The sequence below is a fragment of the Moritella sp. 28 genome (assembly GCF_018219435.1).
GTDB lineage: Bacteria > Pseudomonadota > Gammaproteobacteria > Enterobacterales > Moritellaceae > Moritella.
In genome coordinates, this window is sequence record NZ_CP056121.1 from 1294917 (window position 1) to 1313266 (window position 18350).

An 18350-nucleotide genomic window follows, 5' to 3' on the forward strand; every position below is an offset into this window, starting at 1 on the left:
AAAAGCCCGCTAAGATTAGTCTTAGCGGGCTTTTTTGTTTTCAACGGTATGAATTATTTGCTGTTAGCAACATGTGTTGCAATCACATCCATCAGTGTTGGTGATAGGCAATCATAAGATTCAAGACCTAATGCATTCAAACGCGATCTGATTGCTGTCATGTCTTTTGGATCTGTACCTGTTTCAATGATAGATGAAACAAAGGCGGCAAACTCAGGTGCAGACCAACCTTTATCGGTAGATAGCTCTGTGTGAACAAAGTCGAGACCAAAGAATGGGTGTGTTCTATCTTCAATACGACCGTACATGTGAACACCACAAACATTACAGGCAAAACGTTGGATAGTTGCAGTGCTATCTACAACTTGTAGTTTTGAGCGGTTGTTTGTCACGCTTAGTTTATCTTTTGAAACTACGGCCACTTGTGAGAATAAAGCACCTTTAGGTTTCCAGCATTTTGAACAACCACATGCATGGTTATGCGCTGTCTGGCTGTCAATTTTTACAGTTACAGGGTTACTGCTACAGTGACACTGTAATGTGCCCCCATTAAAGTTATTCGCTGTTGGCGTAATGCCCTTATCCATTGCTGGATGAATCTTTATGTTACTTGTTGTGCAAAATGTTTTTTTACATTTGCTTATAATTTTATTTATCATATTCAATTCCAATTAGTTTGATGCAGGTGCAAATGATGCGTCAGCGTTTCTGTGTGCTGTGTAGATAGCTTCGCCATCACTTTCTGCATCAAAAATCACGACTGTATATGGTGAGAACAGCAGCACATCGCCAACTTCAGCAACGTATTTGTTGTTATCGGTATCACGAACTACGATCTTACCTTTAGTGATAATTTTGTATTCTACTGAGTCATAAGCGTATTCAAATTCAACACCGGGCTCCATTGTAAAGTGACCAATCGTTAATGCGTTGCTATTGTTAGTTACAGCAACTTCAGCCATGTCACTTTTGAGGCCTTCAACGTCAAGTAATTTGCTTAAGTCATTTAATTTGAATGAACCTGACTTTAAAAGAAAAATACCTGGCTTGTTTGTTAATGTAGACATTTCATATCCTTTAGTTAATCAAGTCACATACGTGCTGATTATTGAGTTTGGAAAGTTGTTTCTGTTTCGATGAGGGGCATTCTACATTTGGCTAGGGACAAAACAATACACTGAAATGGTAAAAGATTATTACCTTAAAGGTAACAATTGAAGTTTAAGTTGCTGTTATTTTTTTTATTGTTGTTTATTTTAAAGCGTAATACCCCTTTAGATTTAGAAATATCATCACAGAAACATCACAGTGAAATACAAAGGTAAATATTGTTAATAATTGTATTTTGTGTTTTTAATATATTACATCGTAATTTAAAGTTTATATTCAATGTAATGTTAAAATATTGTAATTTAATAACTGTGCTGTGATTAAATACTATTTCAATATTTTCATTTTAAAGTAACTTAAATGACTAGTGTTACTGCTCTATATTTTAGCCTGTTATAGTTAATTATTGTTGTTTTTAAAACGATTTGGTTAAAGTGTAATGCATGTGATCTTATTTTAATTTATTAAATCTCATGATTTTTAATAATATTACAACGTGGTTAAATTTGATGGGTTAGTGACCTTTTGCCTTGTAAGCTGTTGATTTGAATGGTTGTTGTTTTCTTGTTGTGTTGTTTTGTTATTTATTTTTAAGTACGGCTTTAATTACCTCTCATCTTTTCAAACTATTTTAATTTATATTCTCCTATCCCATTGTGGATATTTAACTTACCCCCCTTACATCCCTTACACGCCCTTACTATAAGTTTATTTACAACGAATCATCCTGTTGGAACAATGGTTGTAATTTAAATATGTAAGAACATATATGTTATTCAATCAAACATTACATGAGTTACTTTTATTACCAATTGATGGCGATCAATTTTGTGGGGTTTATTTAAAATCCGACAAACAAAAATTCAGACCGCTTAGAAATGAATTTAATGTTGCACAAACATCTCTGCGTCAATTAATGCAGACACCAGACCCAGCAGAAATGGATAGTTTACAAGATGCCAACATTGAACACTGGCATTCGTTATCAAGCAGTTTGATTGAAATATTTAAAACGACATCTAAAGACATTGAGCTAGCGGGTTGGATGCTAGCGGCTCAGATAGTCATTGACCCTGCATTAAATGGGTTGCGTGAAGTAAGTCAATGGTTACAAGCACTTGTTGAGGGGCATTGGGACGAGGTTCATCCGATACTCCCTGACAATAAAATAAAGTCAGAAAGTGACAAATTAAAAGAAATTAATGCATTTAAAGTGAAGGGCTTTGTACAACTAGTCGGTGAAAGTGAAGACAGCAGCTTGGTGTATTCACCTTTCTTAATGTTACCGCTAATTGGAGACTTAAATTATTCGCGTTATTTAAGTGAAGAACGTAAAGGCGGTTTACCTGAGTTACGCCAACAGTACCAAAATGTGGCGATGGGTGAACGGGCTAAAGTGACTAGCTTAATGCAAAATTTAGTATTGATACGTGATGCCATGCGTGCAGTCGAAGCACATGTTGCTAACGTATGTAAGCAACATTTATTACCTCAACCTGGATTTAAATTTGTGGTCGGGCTGATCACTAAAATATTGAAAGCGATGGAGTATGTATCAGGCTTAAAGAGTAAAGATACACAGGTAACTAAGGCTGAAGGTCTGCCTGAAACGAATGAGTCGAGTCATGTTGATGGCGGCGAAAAAAATATGCAAGTTAAAGAAGATAGTATTACTGATCACGCTTTGTTAGATGGTTTACCTGTTAATAATCAAGAGTTCAATCGCGATGATGCATTTCATCAACTACGAACGTTAGCTGAATTTTTTAGGAAAGTAGAACCACATAGCCCGGTATCTTATTTGTTAGAAAAAGCAATTCGCTGGGGCTACTTATCGCTTCCTGAGTTGATGTCGGAGCTGTTATTAAATCAAGAGGATACGATTAAACAAGTATTTCATCTGTCAGCTCTTGATGAGAATGGGGATACGAATGTTATTCAGCCAACGCACAAAAAAATGTTACCGCTATCAGATGTGGATGAATCTATGTCTGTGCAGCACAACAACACAAGAGCGGTTAGTGCAACAACGAGTCACTCTGTTTTGAACAATGTAACTGCTGTCTCTGTAGAAAAAACTCAAGAAAAACCAGTATCTACCTCGAGCAGTAATTCTCTCTGGTAATTGGTTTTCAACCCTAAGTAAAAATAAGTGAGGAATATCATGGCTAGTATATATATGAGAATTGATGGCGTTAAAGTTAATGGTGGCGCAACAGTTGAAGGTTTACCACAAGATGGTTGGTTTGCTTTGAATTCATATAGCTGGGGCGCTGTGCGCCAAGTAGCAATGGACATTGGTAGCGGTAACAATGCTGACTCAGGCATGGTTGCTATGAGCGAAGTAAGTATTACAAAAGAACTTTGTGGTGCTTCTGAAGATCTTCTGTCGTTCCTATTCAGTCCAGGTGTTGAAGGTAAAGACATTGATATCGTATTTACTAAAGCTGCACGTGATGGTTCTGGTGCTGAAATTTATTACCAAGTAGGCCTGAAAAAAGCACGCCTTGTTTCATACAACCTAAGTGGCAGTGACGGTTCTCAACCGTTCGAAAGCATTTCACTTTCTTACATCCAAGTTGATAAGAAACATCGTCATGAACTTGATGGCGGTAAGCTAGAAGACGGCGGTCTTGTTTCTTATAACGTTCCACAGGGTAAGTTAATTTCTGGAACTAAATAATTTTGACCGGTGTGTTGCTTAGGCTGCGCACCGTTTTATTTTTGTTAAAATAAAAGGTAGGGAAGCATGGCTCTCAACTCACAACATAAACGTATAAGCAAAAACCGAGTCAGTATCACCTATGATGTTGAAACTAATGGCGCAACAGAAACCAAAGAATTGCCCTTTGTCGTTGGTGTTATTGGTGACTTCTCTGGTCATAAAGCTGAAAGTGATAAAATTGACCTAGAAGAACGTGAGTTCACTGGTGTTGATAAAGATAATTTTGATGCAGTGATGGGACAAATTAGCCCGTCATTGTCATATAAAGTTGACAACAAATTAGCAAATGATGATAGCCAATTTGAAGTTAACCTGAAGTTAAATTCAATGAACGACTTTCACCCTGAGCGCTTAGTTCAACAAATTGATCCCCTAAAACAATTGGTTGAAACACGTAACCAGTTAAAAGAGTTATTAAGCAAAGCGGATCGCTCTCGTGATCTAGAACGCTTATTGAAAGAAGTACTGCAAAGTACCGATTCAATTCAACATTTAGCTGAAGAGCTAGGCGTAAAAACTGGGGAGACTGAATAATGAGCACAGAACAACAAGCTGCAACAGAACAAGCCGGTGCCGCAGAAGGTGAATTAAACTTTCTAGACCGCGCGATTTCAGCAACAACACAGACACCAGCAGATACAACAAAAGAATTGTTATCTGTTCTGACTTCACAAGCGCTAGACGGTACTGTTACTTGGGATAAAAACCTAACGTTAACAATCGAAAAAGCGATTTCTGCATTAGATGTAAAAATCTCAGACCAGCTTTCAACAGTAATGCAAAACAAGGCGTTCCAAAAACTGGAAGGCACTTGGTTAGGTCTGCAAAAATTAGTTAAAAACAGTGAGCTAGGCCCAGACTTAAAAATCAAGCTTGCGGACTACACAAAAGACGAACTATTAGAACAATTTGAAGATGCGCCAGCGATTGATCGTAGCCGCTTCTTTACGATGATTTATCAAGAAGAATTTGGTACAGCTGGTGGTCAACCTTACGGTGCGTTACTTGGTGACTACGAATTCGGTTATGGCGATGAAGATGTAGCGTTAATGCGTTACATGGGCGAAGTTGCTGCAGCATCTCACGCACCATTCGTTGCTGCTGCAAATGCGAGCATGTTTGACTTTAATTCATTCGTTAACTTTAACGAAGGCAAGCCAGTTGCTGCGGGTTTTGATTCACCTGCTTATGCAAGTTGGAATGCATTCCGTGAAAGTGATGATTCGCGTTATGTTGCATTAACACTACCAAAAACAATTGCACGTCTACCATACGGTAAACAAACAGTGCCTGTTAAGTCATTCGATTTTGAAGAATTGAAACATGATGCTAATGGTAATGCTTACCCAGAGACACAAGATGATCTTGTGTGGAGTAATGCTGCGTTTGAATACGGTTTATTATTAACGCAAGCATATACACAATTTGGTTGGTGTACTGCTATCCGTGGTAATGATAATGGCGGTAAAGTTGAAAACTTACCGAACTTTACTTACTACACACCATCGGGTGATTTAGTTCAACAATGTCCATCTGAAGTAAACCTAACAGATGAACGTGAAAAAGAACTGAGTGACTTAGGTTTCTTACCGTTAGTGCATTATAAAAATACGAGCTATGCCGTATTTATGGGCGCTCAAACGGCGCATAAGCCAAAAACGTATACCGATCCTGATGCGACAGCAAATGCAGCCATTTCAGCGCGCTTGCCTTATACAATGGCAAGTAGCCGAATTGCACAGTACCTAAAAGTAATGGGTCGTGACCGTATTGGTTCTAACCTAGATCCGGATAACATTGAAAAAGAATTAAGTAACTGGCTCCACCAGTATGTTAATCCAAGTGCGATTGGCAATGAAGCAAAATCAACACATCCATTGGTTGAAGCAAAAGTAACAGTTGAAGAACAAGTGGGCCGCCCTGGTTGTTATTCTGCTGTGGCTTATTTACGTCCTTGGTTACAAATGGAAGAGTTATCATCGTCATTACGCATGGTTGCTAATATTCCAGGTTAATAGTTGATGCCCGGGGGCTCCCCCGGGTTGTTGAGGTTGTTATGAGTACATCAAATCTAACATCATCCGCCAACGTCCTGACGGATGCAGGGCTGTGGCGGATGCTGTTAAACCATGCTCAGAACGATAATCGTTCAGAATTCAAATCACAGTTAAGCAAACTGATCATGCAACTTGATGATGTCATGAGCGAGCAACTTTCTGCTGTAATGCAAGCCACTGATTTCAAAGAATTGGAAGCGCGCTGGTTAGGACTACATAGCTTAGTTTTGCTACCTGTTTCGCAACGCCGCGTGCAGGTTAAGTTGTTAGACCTCAGCTGGGACATGGTGTCTGCCGATCTTAATCAATCTTTCAATGTCACCCGCAGTGCGTTATATCAAAAAATATACGCGAATGAACTCGATACCGCAGGCGGCCACCCATTTGGACTGTTGGTTGTTGACCATCTTATTCACTCTGACTTAGACGATGATGCTGATTTTGATGATCTGTACACACTGCAGTTATTAGGTGAATTAGGTGAACGCGCGCTGTGCCCTGTAAGTCTTGGCGTTGATCCGTATTTCTTTGGTGACGAACCCGCTCGATTAATACCTGACCATAAGCGTATACAGCGTATTTTAAGCAGTTCAGATTTACAAAGTTGGCAGTTATTACGTTCTCATAGTGCGAGCCGTTTCTTAAATCTGGTGTTACCAGAATACCATTTAAGAAGCCCTTATCAGCATTACCAAGCCGGGTTTGTGTTTAACGAACGAGCGCTAACAGAACATGTACTGTGGGGAAATCCCGCCTATTTATTGGCTGCAAACGTGATCCGTGAATTTGACCGTATCAGTTGGTTTGGTTTTTTACGTGCCTATGATGAAAGCGGGCGTTACGGCGCAATAGTGCAAGTGGGTAATGGTCAGCAAGATCCATTGTTATCACGGATTGATCTGTTTAGTGAAGATGATGATTTTTGGTCAGCACAAGGGTTTGTTCCTTTATCAAGTGTCTATCTTAGCGGTCAAAAAGGCATTTTCAGTAATCAGTCCGTGTGGAAGGCAACGACTGAAACTGAAAAAATGAGTGGTATGTTACAGACAAATCTTATGGCCTGTCGTTTTGGTCATTACATTAAAGCGCAGATCCGCGACCAAATCGGCAGCTTTGATAGCCCGTCTACATGTCAGCGTTCGTTAGAAAAGTGGTTAAACCAATATATCAGTGGCGTTGATTTTGGTGATGAGTCAATCATGGCCCGTTATCCTCTTAAACGCGCTGATGTTAATTTTACGCAAGACCTGCTTGACCCAACAAAATACAGTTGCCAAATAAACCTACAGCCGCAATATCAATATGAAATGTTAGACACACACATTGTTCTGCTTACCGACGTGCCCGCAACAAAATTAGGGGACCAATAATCATGAGCTTATTTGCAAAAATGAAAGGTGATTGGACGGCGAATATTGATGATCTTCGCGATGCCATTATTGAAAATATCGCGTCATTGCTTTCCGCTAAAGCGCCCATTTGGGGTGGCGATGATATTGCCAAATATACTGCTGAATCTATCGTTTTACTGGGCATGAGCCATGCGGTGAGGGGGCAGAACAGAGCTAATAGTGAACATATTTTACAAAATGTTAAGCAGTTAATTACGACATTCGAACCCCGCCTCAAGGATCTTAATGTTGAGTTGGAAGAAGAATCTGTCGTTACCAATAAACTGAAATTTAGAATCGAAGGCGTGATCGTCAGTGAGTTTGGTGAAGAGCTTGTTGTTTTTGATTCAAGCTTAGACTTCACCACAAGCAGTGTCGATGTAAGGAAAACTAACTTTGTCTGAATCATTACTAAGTTATTTTGAACAAGAGTTAGCATTTATTCGCCAAGACGCAGGTAACTTTGCTCAACGTCATCCTGGTGCAGCTAAGTCACTTGGGATCAGTCGCGATAGTATTGATGACCCGCAAGTGACACGTCTTATTGATAGCGTGGCCTTGTTGAATGCACGTTTACAGCAGCGTCTAGATGAGGATTATCCGCAGTTAACGGATAGCTTGTTACAACTTTTATTTCCACATTATCTACGCCCTGTTCCTGCTTATAGCATGGTGAAAATGCAGCCTCACGAAGAAGTCACTGCAAAGTACACTCTGCCTCGCGGTACGCATTTAGGACTTGATGATGTCGATACCGATACCTTGGTGTTCCGCACAACGCAAGATGTTGATTTATACCCGATCAGCTTAACAGATTGTTCAGCGTCTATTGCTCCCTTTGATATTCAGAAACCAAAAGGGGCAGAGCATGCGAAAGCTATGCTTGAACTCACATTAACAACAACAGATCCAACGATCCTGTTTTCTGATTTGGAATTGACGGAATTATCGTTATTTTTGCGTGGTGAAACACCAACAATATTGCGCCTTTACGATCATTTGTTTTCGGGGATCCAACAGATCGCCATTCAATATGATGACAGCGTTGTTTTATTAGGGGCGGACGCCCTTTTACCGGTTGGTTTTGAAGATCAAGAATTCGTCTTACCTTATAGTGTACGCAGTTTCGGTGGCTTTAAGTTATTAACCGAATTTTTTATGTTCGCAGAGCGATTCCATGCGATTAAGTTAGTGCTATCGTCTGCATTGCAACATGCCAATACCAACACACTTAAAATCCAATTTTTTTTAGACGACATGCCCGTGGAGTTAGCGCGTAGCTTAAGTGTAAATAATTTTAATTTATTCTGTTCGCCTATCATTAACTTGCAGCCAATCACCGCAGAACCATTACGTATCGATTTTAGCCAATCGCAGTATCCAATAATGCTGGATGTTGGCGGTCAGGCACAGTTGCAGTTATTTTCGGTTGATGATGTGACGGACGTGACAGAACAAAAAAACCGAAATGTACCGCCGCTATACGGTGAAAAATTTAACAGTGCTGAAATTGGATTACGCTGGCAGTTATCGCAGTCTGAAAATATGAGTGATAAGTCAGTATCGAGTGCATTGCGTGTTGCAAATTTAGACCATAGTCATGTTGATAAATCAGCACACACTTGGTTAATCTCGACAACCTGCACAAATGGTAACGCGGCGAGTCAATTGTCTACGTCTTGTGAGTTACATTGTCACGACTCTATTTCTTTACCTGCGGATTTGACCTTATTACGTCGCCCGACAAAACAAATTAACATCAATACTGGTGAGCAAGGCGCATGGCCGTTATTGGCGCACTTACATTTTAACTACCAAGCCCTGTTTGGTAGCGATGATCCGGTGTCGGCATTAAAAACCATGCTGCAACTTTATAATCATAACAATAGTGCTAAAAATAGTGCTTATATCGAATCCATTCAAGGTTTGTCGCAAGCGCATGTTGTTGCGCCTGTGCGTATTTCGGGGAAAAGTTGTTTTGCTAATGGCACACGACTGAGCGTGACAATAAACCCGATGGGTCTTGCTGGTGGGGTGGAGCTACTCGCCCAATTATTGGATCGCTTTTTTGCGTATTTCTCTGGTTTTAATAGTTTTACACAAGTCGTGATATTACTTGATGGCCGAGAAGGCGAATACCGTGTTTTCCCGCGGAGGCTCGGATGCAAAAATCTATATTAGGCTCGCTACGTTGCGCGCCTTATCAGTTTGAATTACCGCAGGCTATGCAGTTAGTGAAGCACCATGCGGCTAAGTTAGGTGTGCGTCCTGAGCTTAATTTTATTACGCATTTACTGCCGTCATACCATCAATCAGACATTGTTGAAGTTCAGCAATACACTGACAATTCATGGCATTTTACGTGTGACTTGCCTGCGCTGTCTGGCAGTCAAGGGGTTATGCCTCGTTATAACTACAGTGAAGCGTTACGTGAGTCATTTGAGCAAGGTAATAGCGCATTAGTTGATTTTTTGGATGGCTTTAATAACCGTTATTTTCGCCTTTATTGTCAGACCGCAATCAAGAACAACATCGTTATCCAAGCGGAAGAAGAGCGTTTCAGCTGGAATCGTCATCACCAATCACTCACTAAGATGCTGTCTAGCCTTGCGGGTGACACGAGTATTAATACTGCATTACCACAAGGGCACCTTATTCAATACACCGGGTTAATGGGATTGAAGGTGACATGTCTAACAACACTCAAGCTCTTATTAGAGGATTACTTTGGGTATGAGTTTGAAGTAGATCATGGCGATATTGAATATCAGCCGCTACTAGAGTGCTGCTTGACACGCTTAGGGGCAGCAGGGAAAAACAACCAGTTGGGATTTGACGCATTGCTTGGAAAGAGCGCGGTTACCGCATTTCAACAACTTGACGTAAAAGTGAAACCCAATCATCACGGCTTTGAACAACTCAATCAAAACAAAATTTTGAGCTATGCCATCGACGCATTTATTCGCCATTACATGGGGTCGAATATCAAAATCAACTTAGCAATGAAAGTGGCTGGACAACAACTACCTATTTGTCAGTTAACACGAGATGCAAGTAATGGTGTGCGATTAAGCCAATCTGCGAGGTTGGCATCGACTGAAATAACACAACAGTACGTGGTTATGCCACTAAAACTAAAGTAGGACACTGCATGATTAACGTTGAATTACAAAAACTAGTGACGCGATTAACGCCAACATTAAAGAGCGCTCTCGAACTGGCCGCTGCAGATTGTATGGCTAGAACACATTTTAGTGTCGATGTTGAACACTGGTTTTATCAATTATTAAATGAGTCAAAATCTGGTTGGCAAGGCGTGTTATCGCAAAGCGGTATTGAGCGTGAACAAATTATTGATTTACTTAACCGTAACTTAAATTGTGTCGCACGTGGTAACGACAGTTCGCCATCGCTTTCACCTTCGTTGATTGAACTGCTTAAAGATTGCTGGTTATTAGCGTCGCTAAACCACAGTAACGCGTCAATTAATGGTTATCACGTACTGCTCGTACTCAAGCAGCGTATTGAACAAGGTGGATACAACGGTGAATTGACCACATGGTTGAACACGGTATCGATTGAATCATTAAAGAGCTGTGCCGCGAAGCAAGGCACTCAAATAAACGCAGGTGAAGTACAACATAATGACATGGCACCGAGTGAGTCTGTGGGCACTGTTGCACTTGATAAATATACGCACAATTTAACTGAAGCGGCACGTAAAGGTAAATTAGACCCAATCTCAGGGCGTAATCCTGAAATCCGTAAATCGATTGATATTCTGTGCCGTCGTCGTCAAAACAGTCCGATCCTTGTAGGTGACCCGGGTGTTGGTAAAACCGCGATTGTTGAAGGATTAGCACAGCAAATTGTTGATGGTAATGTGCCACCGTCATTGGTGAATGTGGAATTACGTACGCTGGACCTATCTTTATTACAAGCGGGTGCAAGCATCAAAGGTGAATTTGAAAACCGTTTGAAAGATGTGTTAACGGAAGTGAAGCAATCTGAACGCCCAATTATTGTGTTCATTGATGAAGCGCATACGTTAATAGGCGCAGGTGGTGCTGCAGGACAAAATGATGCGGCCAACTTATTAAAACCAGCGTTAGCACGTGGGGAGTTCAGAACGATTGCTGCAACAACGTGGGCTGAGTATAAGCAGTATTTTGAAACGGATGCCGCATTGACTCGTCGTTTTCAGCTTGTTGCTGTGGGTGAACCGAGTGAAGGCGATGCGATTCAAATGCTACGAGGTGTTGCGGGCTGTTTGCAGAAACACCATAACGTGACGGTATTGGAAGAAGCAATTGAAGCTGCGGTTCAGTTGTCAGTACGCTTTTTACCAGAACGTCAATTACCTGATAAAGCGATTAGTTTATTAGATACGGCGTGTTCACGTATTGGCTTGAGCCAGAGCGCATTACCGCAAAAATTAGACGGGTTAGCTGAACAAATCCGTTATGCGCACAATGAGCGCACCTCGTTTGCATATGAAGATGCGATGTATGCGAACGGCACTGAAAAGTTGGTGGCTATTGCACAGAAATGTAATCAGCTGGAGTCTGAATACGAGGCGTTAAACTCGCGTTGGAATCTAGAAAAAGAATGTGTTACTGAAATTTTAAGATTACAGAATGTTATTGCAGAGCGTTTTCTTGCGGGTAAACAGGTTGCAGATACGCCAATGCAGGCACTGTTAAGTAACAAAATGACGGAACTGCGCAGTATTCAAGGTGAATCACCTTTGGTGATGGCACAGGTTGATAAGCAGACTATTGCTGAAGTGATTGCGTTATGGACTGGGATTCCCGTTGGTAACATGGTTAAAGATGACGTGAAACGTTTACTTAACCTTGAAGCAGAACTCGGACAGCGTGTTATTGGTCAGCATGCTCCGATTCATGAAATTGCCAAAGCGATCCGTATGTCTCGCGCTGGATTAACTGACCCACGCAAACCGGTTGGTGTGTTTTTAATGTGTGGCCCAAGCGGTGTGGGTAAAACAGAAACAGCATTGGCATTAACTGATCTACTTTACGGTGGTGAGAAAAATATCACGACTATCAATATGACTGAATTTAAAGAAGAGCACAAAGTATCAATGCTACTTGGCTCACCTGCAGGTTATGTTGGTTACGGTAAAGGTGGTGTGTTAACCGAAGCGGTACGTAAAAACCCTTACTCGGTATTGTTACTTGATGAAATGGAAAAAGCGCATCCAGGCGTTCACGATCTATTTTATCAGATTTTTGATAAGGGGACGATTTCAGACAGTGAAGGTCGTGACATCGACTTTAGAAATACACTTATCATCATGACATCTAATGCGGCAGATAGTGCAGTTGTTGATGCCTGCCAGGTCGAACGTCCAGATGTATCGTCTTTGACTCAAACGATCTCGCCTGTTTTACAGCAGTATTTTAAACCTGCCTTCATTGGTCGTACGACCGTGGTGCCATATTTCCCTCTCAATGATATTGAAATGGCTGAAATTGCGCGTCTTTCTTTACGCCGAATTGAGAAACGAGTAAGTGGCTATTATAACGCTGAGTTCAGTTATGACAGTGACTTGGTGGATTATTTAGTAAGCCAAAATAACTCGCCAGAAACAGGTGCGAGAGCCATTGAACAAATCATTAATCGTCGATTAGTACCAGATCTAGCGACGCAATGTATCACCAGAATGAGTGAAGGACAAAGCATCACCTGTATCAATATCAGTGTTGTAGATGGTGCAGTGGCAATAGCCATTGAATAACTCAGAGGCGTGATTAATATTAATCACGCATTCGTTTAAATTTTTGTAAGAAGAGAATATTGTGGAAAAAAGCACATTCACCATTGAACAAATCGAATGGATCCGACGCTCACTTAAAATTGCCGTTGTGCATGGTGGCGAAAAAACACAGCCGGATAGCTTTATTTATAAGAACTTAAGTCCGCGTTCAACAAAAACATATCAGCCCGTTGCTTATGATATTGCAGATGCTTTACGTGAGTCCGGATTTCAACATATTGATGTATTACCTGAAAACATGGACTTGCCACAACGCTTAAAAGCGCTAAATATTGATCTGGTGATCACCAATAGTGGTGGCCTTCAAGGCTTTGATTCGATGTGCCATTTACCGTCAATGTTGGAAATGTTGGGTGTGCCTTATGTTGGTCATGCGCCAATGACGGCCGGCTTACTTGATAACAAACATTTGTTCAAACATGAAATAAAAGCAGCTGGGATTCCAACTGCGCCCTTTATTACCGTTGGTTTGGGGGAGTGCATTACCGATGCGGTGAATAAGGAGGCGTTAGATCAAATGGACGCTGATTTCGGTGGTCGATTTATTGTGAAACCTGTTTCTGGCCGTGCCTCGGTACATGTTTATCCGGTGTTTGATCGTGCAGACCTCGCTGGTAAAGTAAAAATAGTGCAGGCCGCGACGAATAACATCGTCATGATTGAACCTTATCTGTCTGGCCGTGAGTTTGTGGTCGCGGTTGCAGGTTCTGTGATATTTAAAAACGACAAGTTGAATCAGTTAGCTTCACCTTTTGCCTTTTCGGTAACGGAACGTGTACTTGCAGGCGATGAACCCATTTTTACGTCGATGGATGTAAAACCGATTACCAGTGATCGTTTATTAAAAGTCGATGAGCCTGAATTACGCCAGTCATTAATTGATTTGGGTAATAAGATTTATCAGCAATTGGGACTCGGTACGCTTGTGCGTGTTGATTTACGCATGGACTGCAAGGGTAAATTATATGTCCTTGAAGCGAATCCAAAGCCAGATTTGAAACGTCCTGAAGGCGATAAACTCAGTATTGTTTGTCACGATATTCACAATGAAGGCATGAGCTATCAAGACTTGATCCAATCTTTGGTTTTCAATCGTTTGGTGTATTTACAAGCACAACGCCCTGAATCGTTAGCGCATTGTTTTAACGACGACTTCTTCAGCTTGAAAAGCGCTTAGGAGCGACAGTGAGAACCGTTAACGATAATCTTCGGCTTACGTTTGGTGTAGCAGTAGTGACAATGTCATTATTGCTTATACTGGTTGTAGGTTATGCACAAGCGCTAAAAAGTCATCGCGAATTATCAACTGACACCATTTTAGCGCAAACTCAAGCGGCTAAATTAGGTATCGAACAGATACTCAACTCGGGTGTACCGTTACCTGAAATCGCAGGGCTAAATCTGGTATTACAGCCGATTGTAAACTCGAATTCATCGGTTACTGGGTTAGCGTTATTCGCTGGGCACGATGAACTGTATAATGCGGGAGAAACCATCCTCGATGATAACTACATTACGATCCCACTCAACAATAAATTCACGCAGGTGGGCAATTTAAAAATTGCATTTAGTCCTGAAAAAGTAGAAGAAGTCGTGACCAATGTTTTTCAACCTATGGTGTGGTTGATTGCATTTTTACTGGTGTTATTTATTGTTTCAGTGCTTCGAAGTCAGCGTCGGAAAGTGTATTTAACGAGTTTTATCGTGGTGTTTTTTAGTATGGCAATCAGTGTAGTGCTGCTTGTTGGTAGCTTATATCATGATGGTTTACGCAATAAGGCCGTATCGTTAGCCGATATCGTGAGTCACCGTTTAGCCCCTGTGTTGGAATATAATATTGACCAGAGCATGGTGACGGGGATTGATAGCATGTTGGATAACTTCCGCAAAGCTAATCCTGAAGTGGCTACTATTGCAGTGTATAAAAATACCGAGTTAGTTGCGGATTCTCAATACAACCAAAGCATTATGCTACCTATGCTGGGGCGTACAGGGTGGTTAGATTATAGTTTAGCGACCTCTAAATTTGCAGAGGTGCACCTTACTTATCAATCAAGCGTGGTACTGGGGCAGTTAACCAAAATATTAAAAAATTTCGCAATCTTATTTTTTGCTTGTGGCTTGGTCTGTTTTGCTTTTATCCGTTTGCTTGGTGGCGACGCAAATCAATCTTCATCAGAACAAGTGCTTGAACGTCTAAAGCCGTTGTTTTTAGGTGCTGTGCTGATGGAGTCTTTAATGGCACCAATCATGCCGCAGTTCTTAACCTCATTGGCGGAATCGTCAGGGCTTGATGCAAGCACTTCTGCTATTTTCTTCACACTCTACTTTTTAGGTTTTGCCTTAACCTTACTACCTGCCGCACGTTTAATTGAAACTTATGATATTCGCACTGTGCTTATATGTGGCGTGCTTTTGTCGACGTTAGGCGGTGGCATCCTTAGTGTCAGTGCTGAAGGTAGTATTGTGAGTGTATTGATTGCGCGTGTTGTGTCGGGTGTAGGCCAAGCCTTCGTATTCATTTCGGTACAAGGTTATATTTTACGCTTGAGTGATAAGAAAAATAAAACCCAAGCCGCAGGTATTATCGTATTTTGTTTTAATGCTGGATTTATTGCCGGCGCTGCGATTGGCGCACTCTTAGCTAACTACTTTGGCGACCGCGCTATCTTCATGATTGCGACCGTAATTGGCTGTGTGATGACGTTATTTAGCTTTGTATTACCGAGCATGAAAGCGTCTACGAAAGCCTCGGGTTCGTTGTTAAATAATATCTCGATGATGATGCGAGATTCTTGGCGATTAATGAAAATCCCCGCGTTTATTCGAACCATGTTATTGGTGGGCATTCCGACTAAAGCGGCGTTAACTGGTATCGTTTTTTTTGCGGTGCCGTTAATGCTTGCTGAGCGTGGTATCAGTAAGGAAAGCATCGGCCAAGTGCTGATGACTTATGCTGCTATGGTGTTGTTGGTGAGCCATAAAGCTGGGCCTTGGGTCGATAAGTTAGGCAGTAGTAAGCTTGCATTGAGTGTTGGTAACCTGATTGCCGGAGTTGCGCTTATTATTCTAGGTGCGGCATTTGAAATGGAAGACAGTTTGATGATTGTTGTTTTTACCACTATTTCAATGATGTGCATGGGGTTATCACACGGTCTTATTAATGCGCCTGTGGTGACGCATGTTGTAGACGCCATGGCCGATAGGCAAGAGGTGGATTCTGTCATCGCTGCGACGTATCGCTTCCTTGAACGACTAGGTCATGTGTCTGGGCCGCTTATTGTCGGGCAATTATTATACCAGCTCGGCGTGGATTATACCCTGATAATACTGGCAATTTTCTTTGTTGTTATAGCTGTGCTGTTTTCTCTATTCGATAGACAAACATCTAAGGTGGTAAACATATGATCCGAGTTTTATTCATCTGGGTAGCATGCTGTTTACCAACATCTGCTGCAACGGAATGGCCAACATGGTTAGGCGAAGAACTACAACCTAAAACAGCTAGTCATTGGCGTGCGGAGTCTGCCGCTGAAGGGGTGTCGTTTGTGCCTGCGCGTTCATTGTCTAAAATATTGGTGATCGTCTCACGCAAGGCATCGTCTTATGATGTGGCATTAAAAACGCTATTAAATGTGTACAGTACCCAATTACCTCAAGTGCAGTGGGTCGTTAAACGCTTACCTGTAGATAATACCATGTTAGTGAATTTGCTTCATCATGCAGAGAATGAGGTTGACTTGGTGTATACCTTAGGTTCTAAAGCGACCATGTCTGTGCACAAGGTATATCAAGGTGGTTTATTGCCGGTTGTTTCTGTTAATTCAAAAGATCCGGTGTTATTAGGTCTCACAGATAACTATGCTGGTACGGGGAGCAATTTTGCATTCACGTCATTGAATCTACTAACAGATGTGACTCTTCGCATTATGCAACGCTTTAATCCACAGTTAAAGCAAATCGGTATTTTGTATTCACGTAGCAATCAGAGTGCATATCTCACGCAATTTTTACCAATGAAAAAATTTGCTGAAAAAGTGGGATTAACTGTTGTGCCAATTGTGGTTGATGAATCGAAATCGGCGATGAGTTTGAAGTTAGTGATGGACACTGCGATTACGAGGCTTAAACAAACGGATCCAGAACTGAATAATACCTTGCTTTGGTTAACGGGTAGCTCGTCGTTACTCGCGCGTGTGGATGACATTAATCAATTTTCACAGCAGCTTGCGTTGATTTCTGCGGTTCCTGATGTGGTGAATGGAACGAAAGCCAGTGCATTAATGTCGTTTGGCGTTAGCTTTGTGAATAATGCGACGCAAGCGGCGTTGTATGGCATCCAAATTTTAAAAAAAGAGGCCGTTGTAGGAGACCTTCCTGTCGGTGTTATTTCACCACCTGACATTTCAATTAGCTTTAGGCAAGCGGCCCGTATTAACCAAGCAATCCCATTCGAATTAATGGAAATGGCCAGCGATGTGTATGGCATCGAAGGAAAAATGATCCGCTCTAACGGAATGTCTGTGGAGGACGGTCAATGAACGTAATACATAACGTAAGCAGAATAATGCCTTTAACACTGGTGTTAAGTTTGTTTCTCGGAGGGGCATTTATGGCAAAAAGTGAAATCCGTCCGGAACGATTACTGTTAGCGACACAAGTGTGGAGTCCTTATCAATACCAAGAAAACGGTGAAATGAAAGGGCTTGGGATAGTGAAGTTGAAATGTATTTTAAAGGTAATGAAACAGCCTTATCAAATAACGATGACAGACTGGGACCGTTCTCAGATTCTAACGGAAGTAGGGGAACTACATGGCCTTTTCCTCGCGTCTAAGAATGATACCCGCGATAAATATGCAGAGTATTCCGCGCCTTTAATGAACCAAACATGGAGTTGGTTTAGTTTGTCTGACGCGATTGATACCAAGAGTCCCCAGTTTAAAAAAGAAGTACCAGTGACCGCATTATTTGGTTCGAACAAGTGGTTATGGTTACAAAAACAAGGTTACCGAGTCGAGAAAAAACCGCGTCGTGCAACCGTGCTTATTGAATTACTACTGTCAGGCGAAGTAGGTGCAGTATTGGCAAATGATGTGGTGATGGAAAATGCGATTAATCAATTGGGTATTAGCCATCGAGCAATAACCAAAACAATGGTAAATGAGAAACCACTCGGTGTGTATTTCTCGAAGAAGTTCACGGGGAAATATCCGTTATTTATCAATGAATTCAATCAAGCCATTGTGGCATGTGAGGGTCAATAAT

The 18350-nt window shown here is 41.4% G+C and carries 15 protein-coding genes; 13 read left to right on the forward strand and 2 right to left on the reverse strand.

The genetic code is table 11. The annotated features are described in order from the left end of the window. Window positions 1–53 precede the first annotated feature (53 nt). Together gfa and HWV02_RS05910 are read right to left on the reverse strand one after the other, a co-directional pair. Window positions 54–659 carry an S-(hydroxymethyl)glutathione synthase gene (gene gfa, locus HWV02_RS05905; RefSeq protein WP_211689937.1) on the reverse strand — a complete coding sequence of 202 codons (606 nt, stop codon included), beginning with the start codon at window positions 657–659 and terminating at the stop codon, window positions 54–56. A 12-nt stretch (window positions 660–671) separates the two neighbouring features. Next, complete coding sequence (locus HWV02_RS05910) at window positions 672–1067, reverse strand: hypothetical protein (RefSeq protein ID WP_211678919.1); 396 nt, start codon at window positions 1065–1067, stop codon at window positions 672–674. 812 nt (window positions 1068–1879) lie between these two features. Here HWV02_RS05910 and HWV02_RS05915 point away from each other — a divergent pair. The 13 genes from HWV02_RS05915 to HWV02_RS05975 all read left to right on the forward strand — a co-directional run bounded on the left by HWV02_RS05915 (window position 1880) and on the right by HWV02_RS05975 (window position 18349). Continuing rightward, window positions 1880–3235 carry an ImpA family type VI secretion system protein gene (locus HWV02_RS05915; protein WP_211689938.1) on the forward strand — a complete coding sequence of 452 codons (1356 nt, stop codon included), beginning with the start codon at window positions 1880–1882 and terminating at the stop codon, window positions 3233–3235. 39 nt (window positions 3236–3274) lie between these two features. Further along, window positions 3275–3793, forward strand: coding sequence for a type VI secretion system tube protein Hcp (locus HWV02_RS05920; protein ID WP_249185452.1), 519 nt, complete (start codon window positions 3275–3277; stop codon window positions 3791–3793). A gap of 66 nt (window positions 3794–3859) precedes the next feature. Beyond that, window positions 3860–4369 (forward strand): type VI secretion system contractile sheath small subunit, encoded by a 510-nt coding sequence (gene tssB / locus HWV02_RS05925; protein ID WP_211678921.1) that lies wholly within the window; start codon window positions 3860–3862, stop codon window positions 4367–4369. After that, the gene (tssC, locus tag HWV02_RS05930) at window positions 4369–5850 is read left to right on the forward strand and encodes a type VI secretion system contractile sheath large subunit (protein WP_211678922.1); all 1482 of its coding nucleotides are present in this window, start codon (window positions 4369–4371) and stop codon (window positions 5848–5850) included. Before tssB ends, tssC begins: the two co-directional genes overlap by 1 nt. 41 nt (window positions 5851–5891) lie before the next feature. Further along, the gene (locus tag HWV02_RS05935; RefSeq protein ID WP_255547091.1) at window positions 5892–7262 is read left to right on the forward strand and encodes a type VI secretion system contractile sheath domain-containing protein; all 1371 of its coding nucleotides are present in this window, start codon (window positions 5892–5894) and stop codon (window positions 7260–7262) included. Between the two features lie 2 nt (window positions 7263–7264). Continuing rightward, window positions 7265–7687 (forward strand): type VI secretion system baseplate subunit TssE, encoded by a 423-nt coding sequence (gene tssE / locus HWV02_RS05940; protein ID WP_211674527.1) that lies wholly within the window; start codon window positions 7265–7267, stop codon window positions 7685–7687. Further along, window positions 7680–9464 (forward strand): type VI secretion system baseplate subunit TssF, encoded by a 1785-nt coding sequence (gene tssF, locus HWV02_RS05945; protein WP_211674528.1) that lies wholly within the window; start codon window positions 7680–7682, stop codon window positions 9462–9464. Before tssE ends, tssF begins: the two co-directional genes overlap by 8 nt. Further along, window positions 9446–10426: a type VI secretion system baseplate subunit TssG gene (locus HWV02_RS05950; RefSeq protein WP_211689939.1), complete on the forward strand. Its 981-nt coding sequence runs from the start codon at window positions 9446–9448 to the stop codon at window positions 10424–10426. Before tssF ends, HWV02_RS05950 begins: the two co-directional genes overlap by 19 nt. A gap of 8 nt (window positions 10427–10434) precedes the next feature. Continuing rightward, a complete protein-coding gene (gene tssH, locus HWV02_RS05955; RefSeq protein WP_211689940.1) occupies window positions 10435–13044 on the forward strand; it encodes a type VI secretion system ATPase TssH in 2610 nt (869 codons plus the stop codon). A 61-nt stretch (window positions 13045–13105) separates the two neighbouring features. Further along, window positions 13106–14260, forward strand: coding sequence for a D-alanine--D-alanine ligase (locus tag HWV02_RS05960; protein ID WP_211674531.1), 1155 nt, complete (start codon window positions 13106–13108; stop codon window positions 14258–14260). An 8-nt stretch (window positions 14261–14268) separates the two neighbouring features. Beyond that, a complete protein-coding gene (locus HWV02_RS05965) occupies window positions 14269–16491 on the forward strand; it encodes an MFS transporter (RefSeq protein WP_255547092.1) in 2223 nt (740 codons plus the stop codon). Beyond that, on the forward strand, window positions 16488–17624 hold the full coding sequence (locus HWV02_RS05970) for an ABC transporter substrate binding protein (protein WP_211689941.1): 1137 nt from the start codon (window positions 16488–16490) through the stop codon (window positions 17622–17624). Before HWV02_RS05965 ends, HWV02_RS05970 begins: the two co-directional genes overlap by 4 nt. 71 nt (window positions 17625–17695) lie before the next feature. Next, window positions 17696–18349, forward strand: coding sequence for an ABC transporter substrate-binding protein (locus HWV02_RS05975; protein ID WP_255547093.1), 654 nt, complete (start codon window positions 17696–17698; stop codon window positions 18347–18349). Window position 18350: the final 1 nt, after the last annotated feature.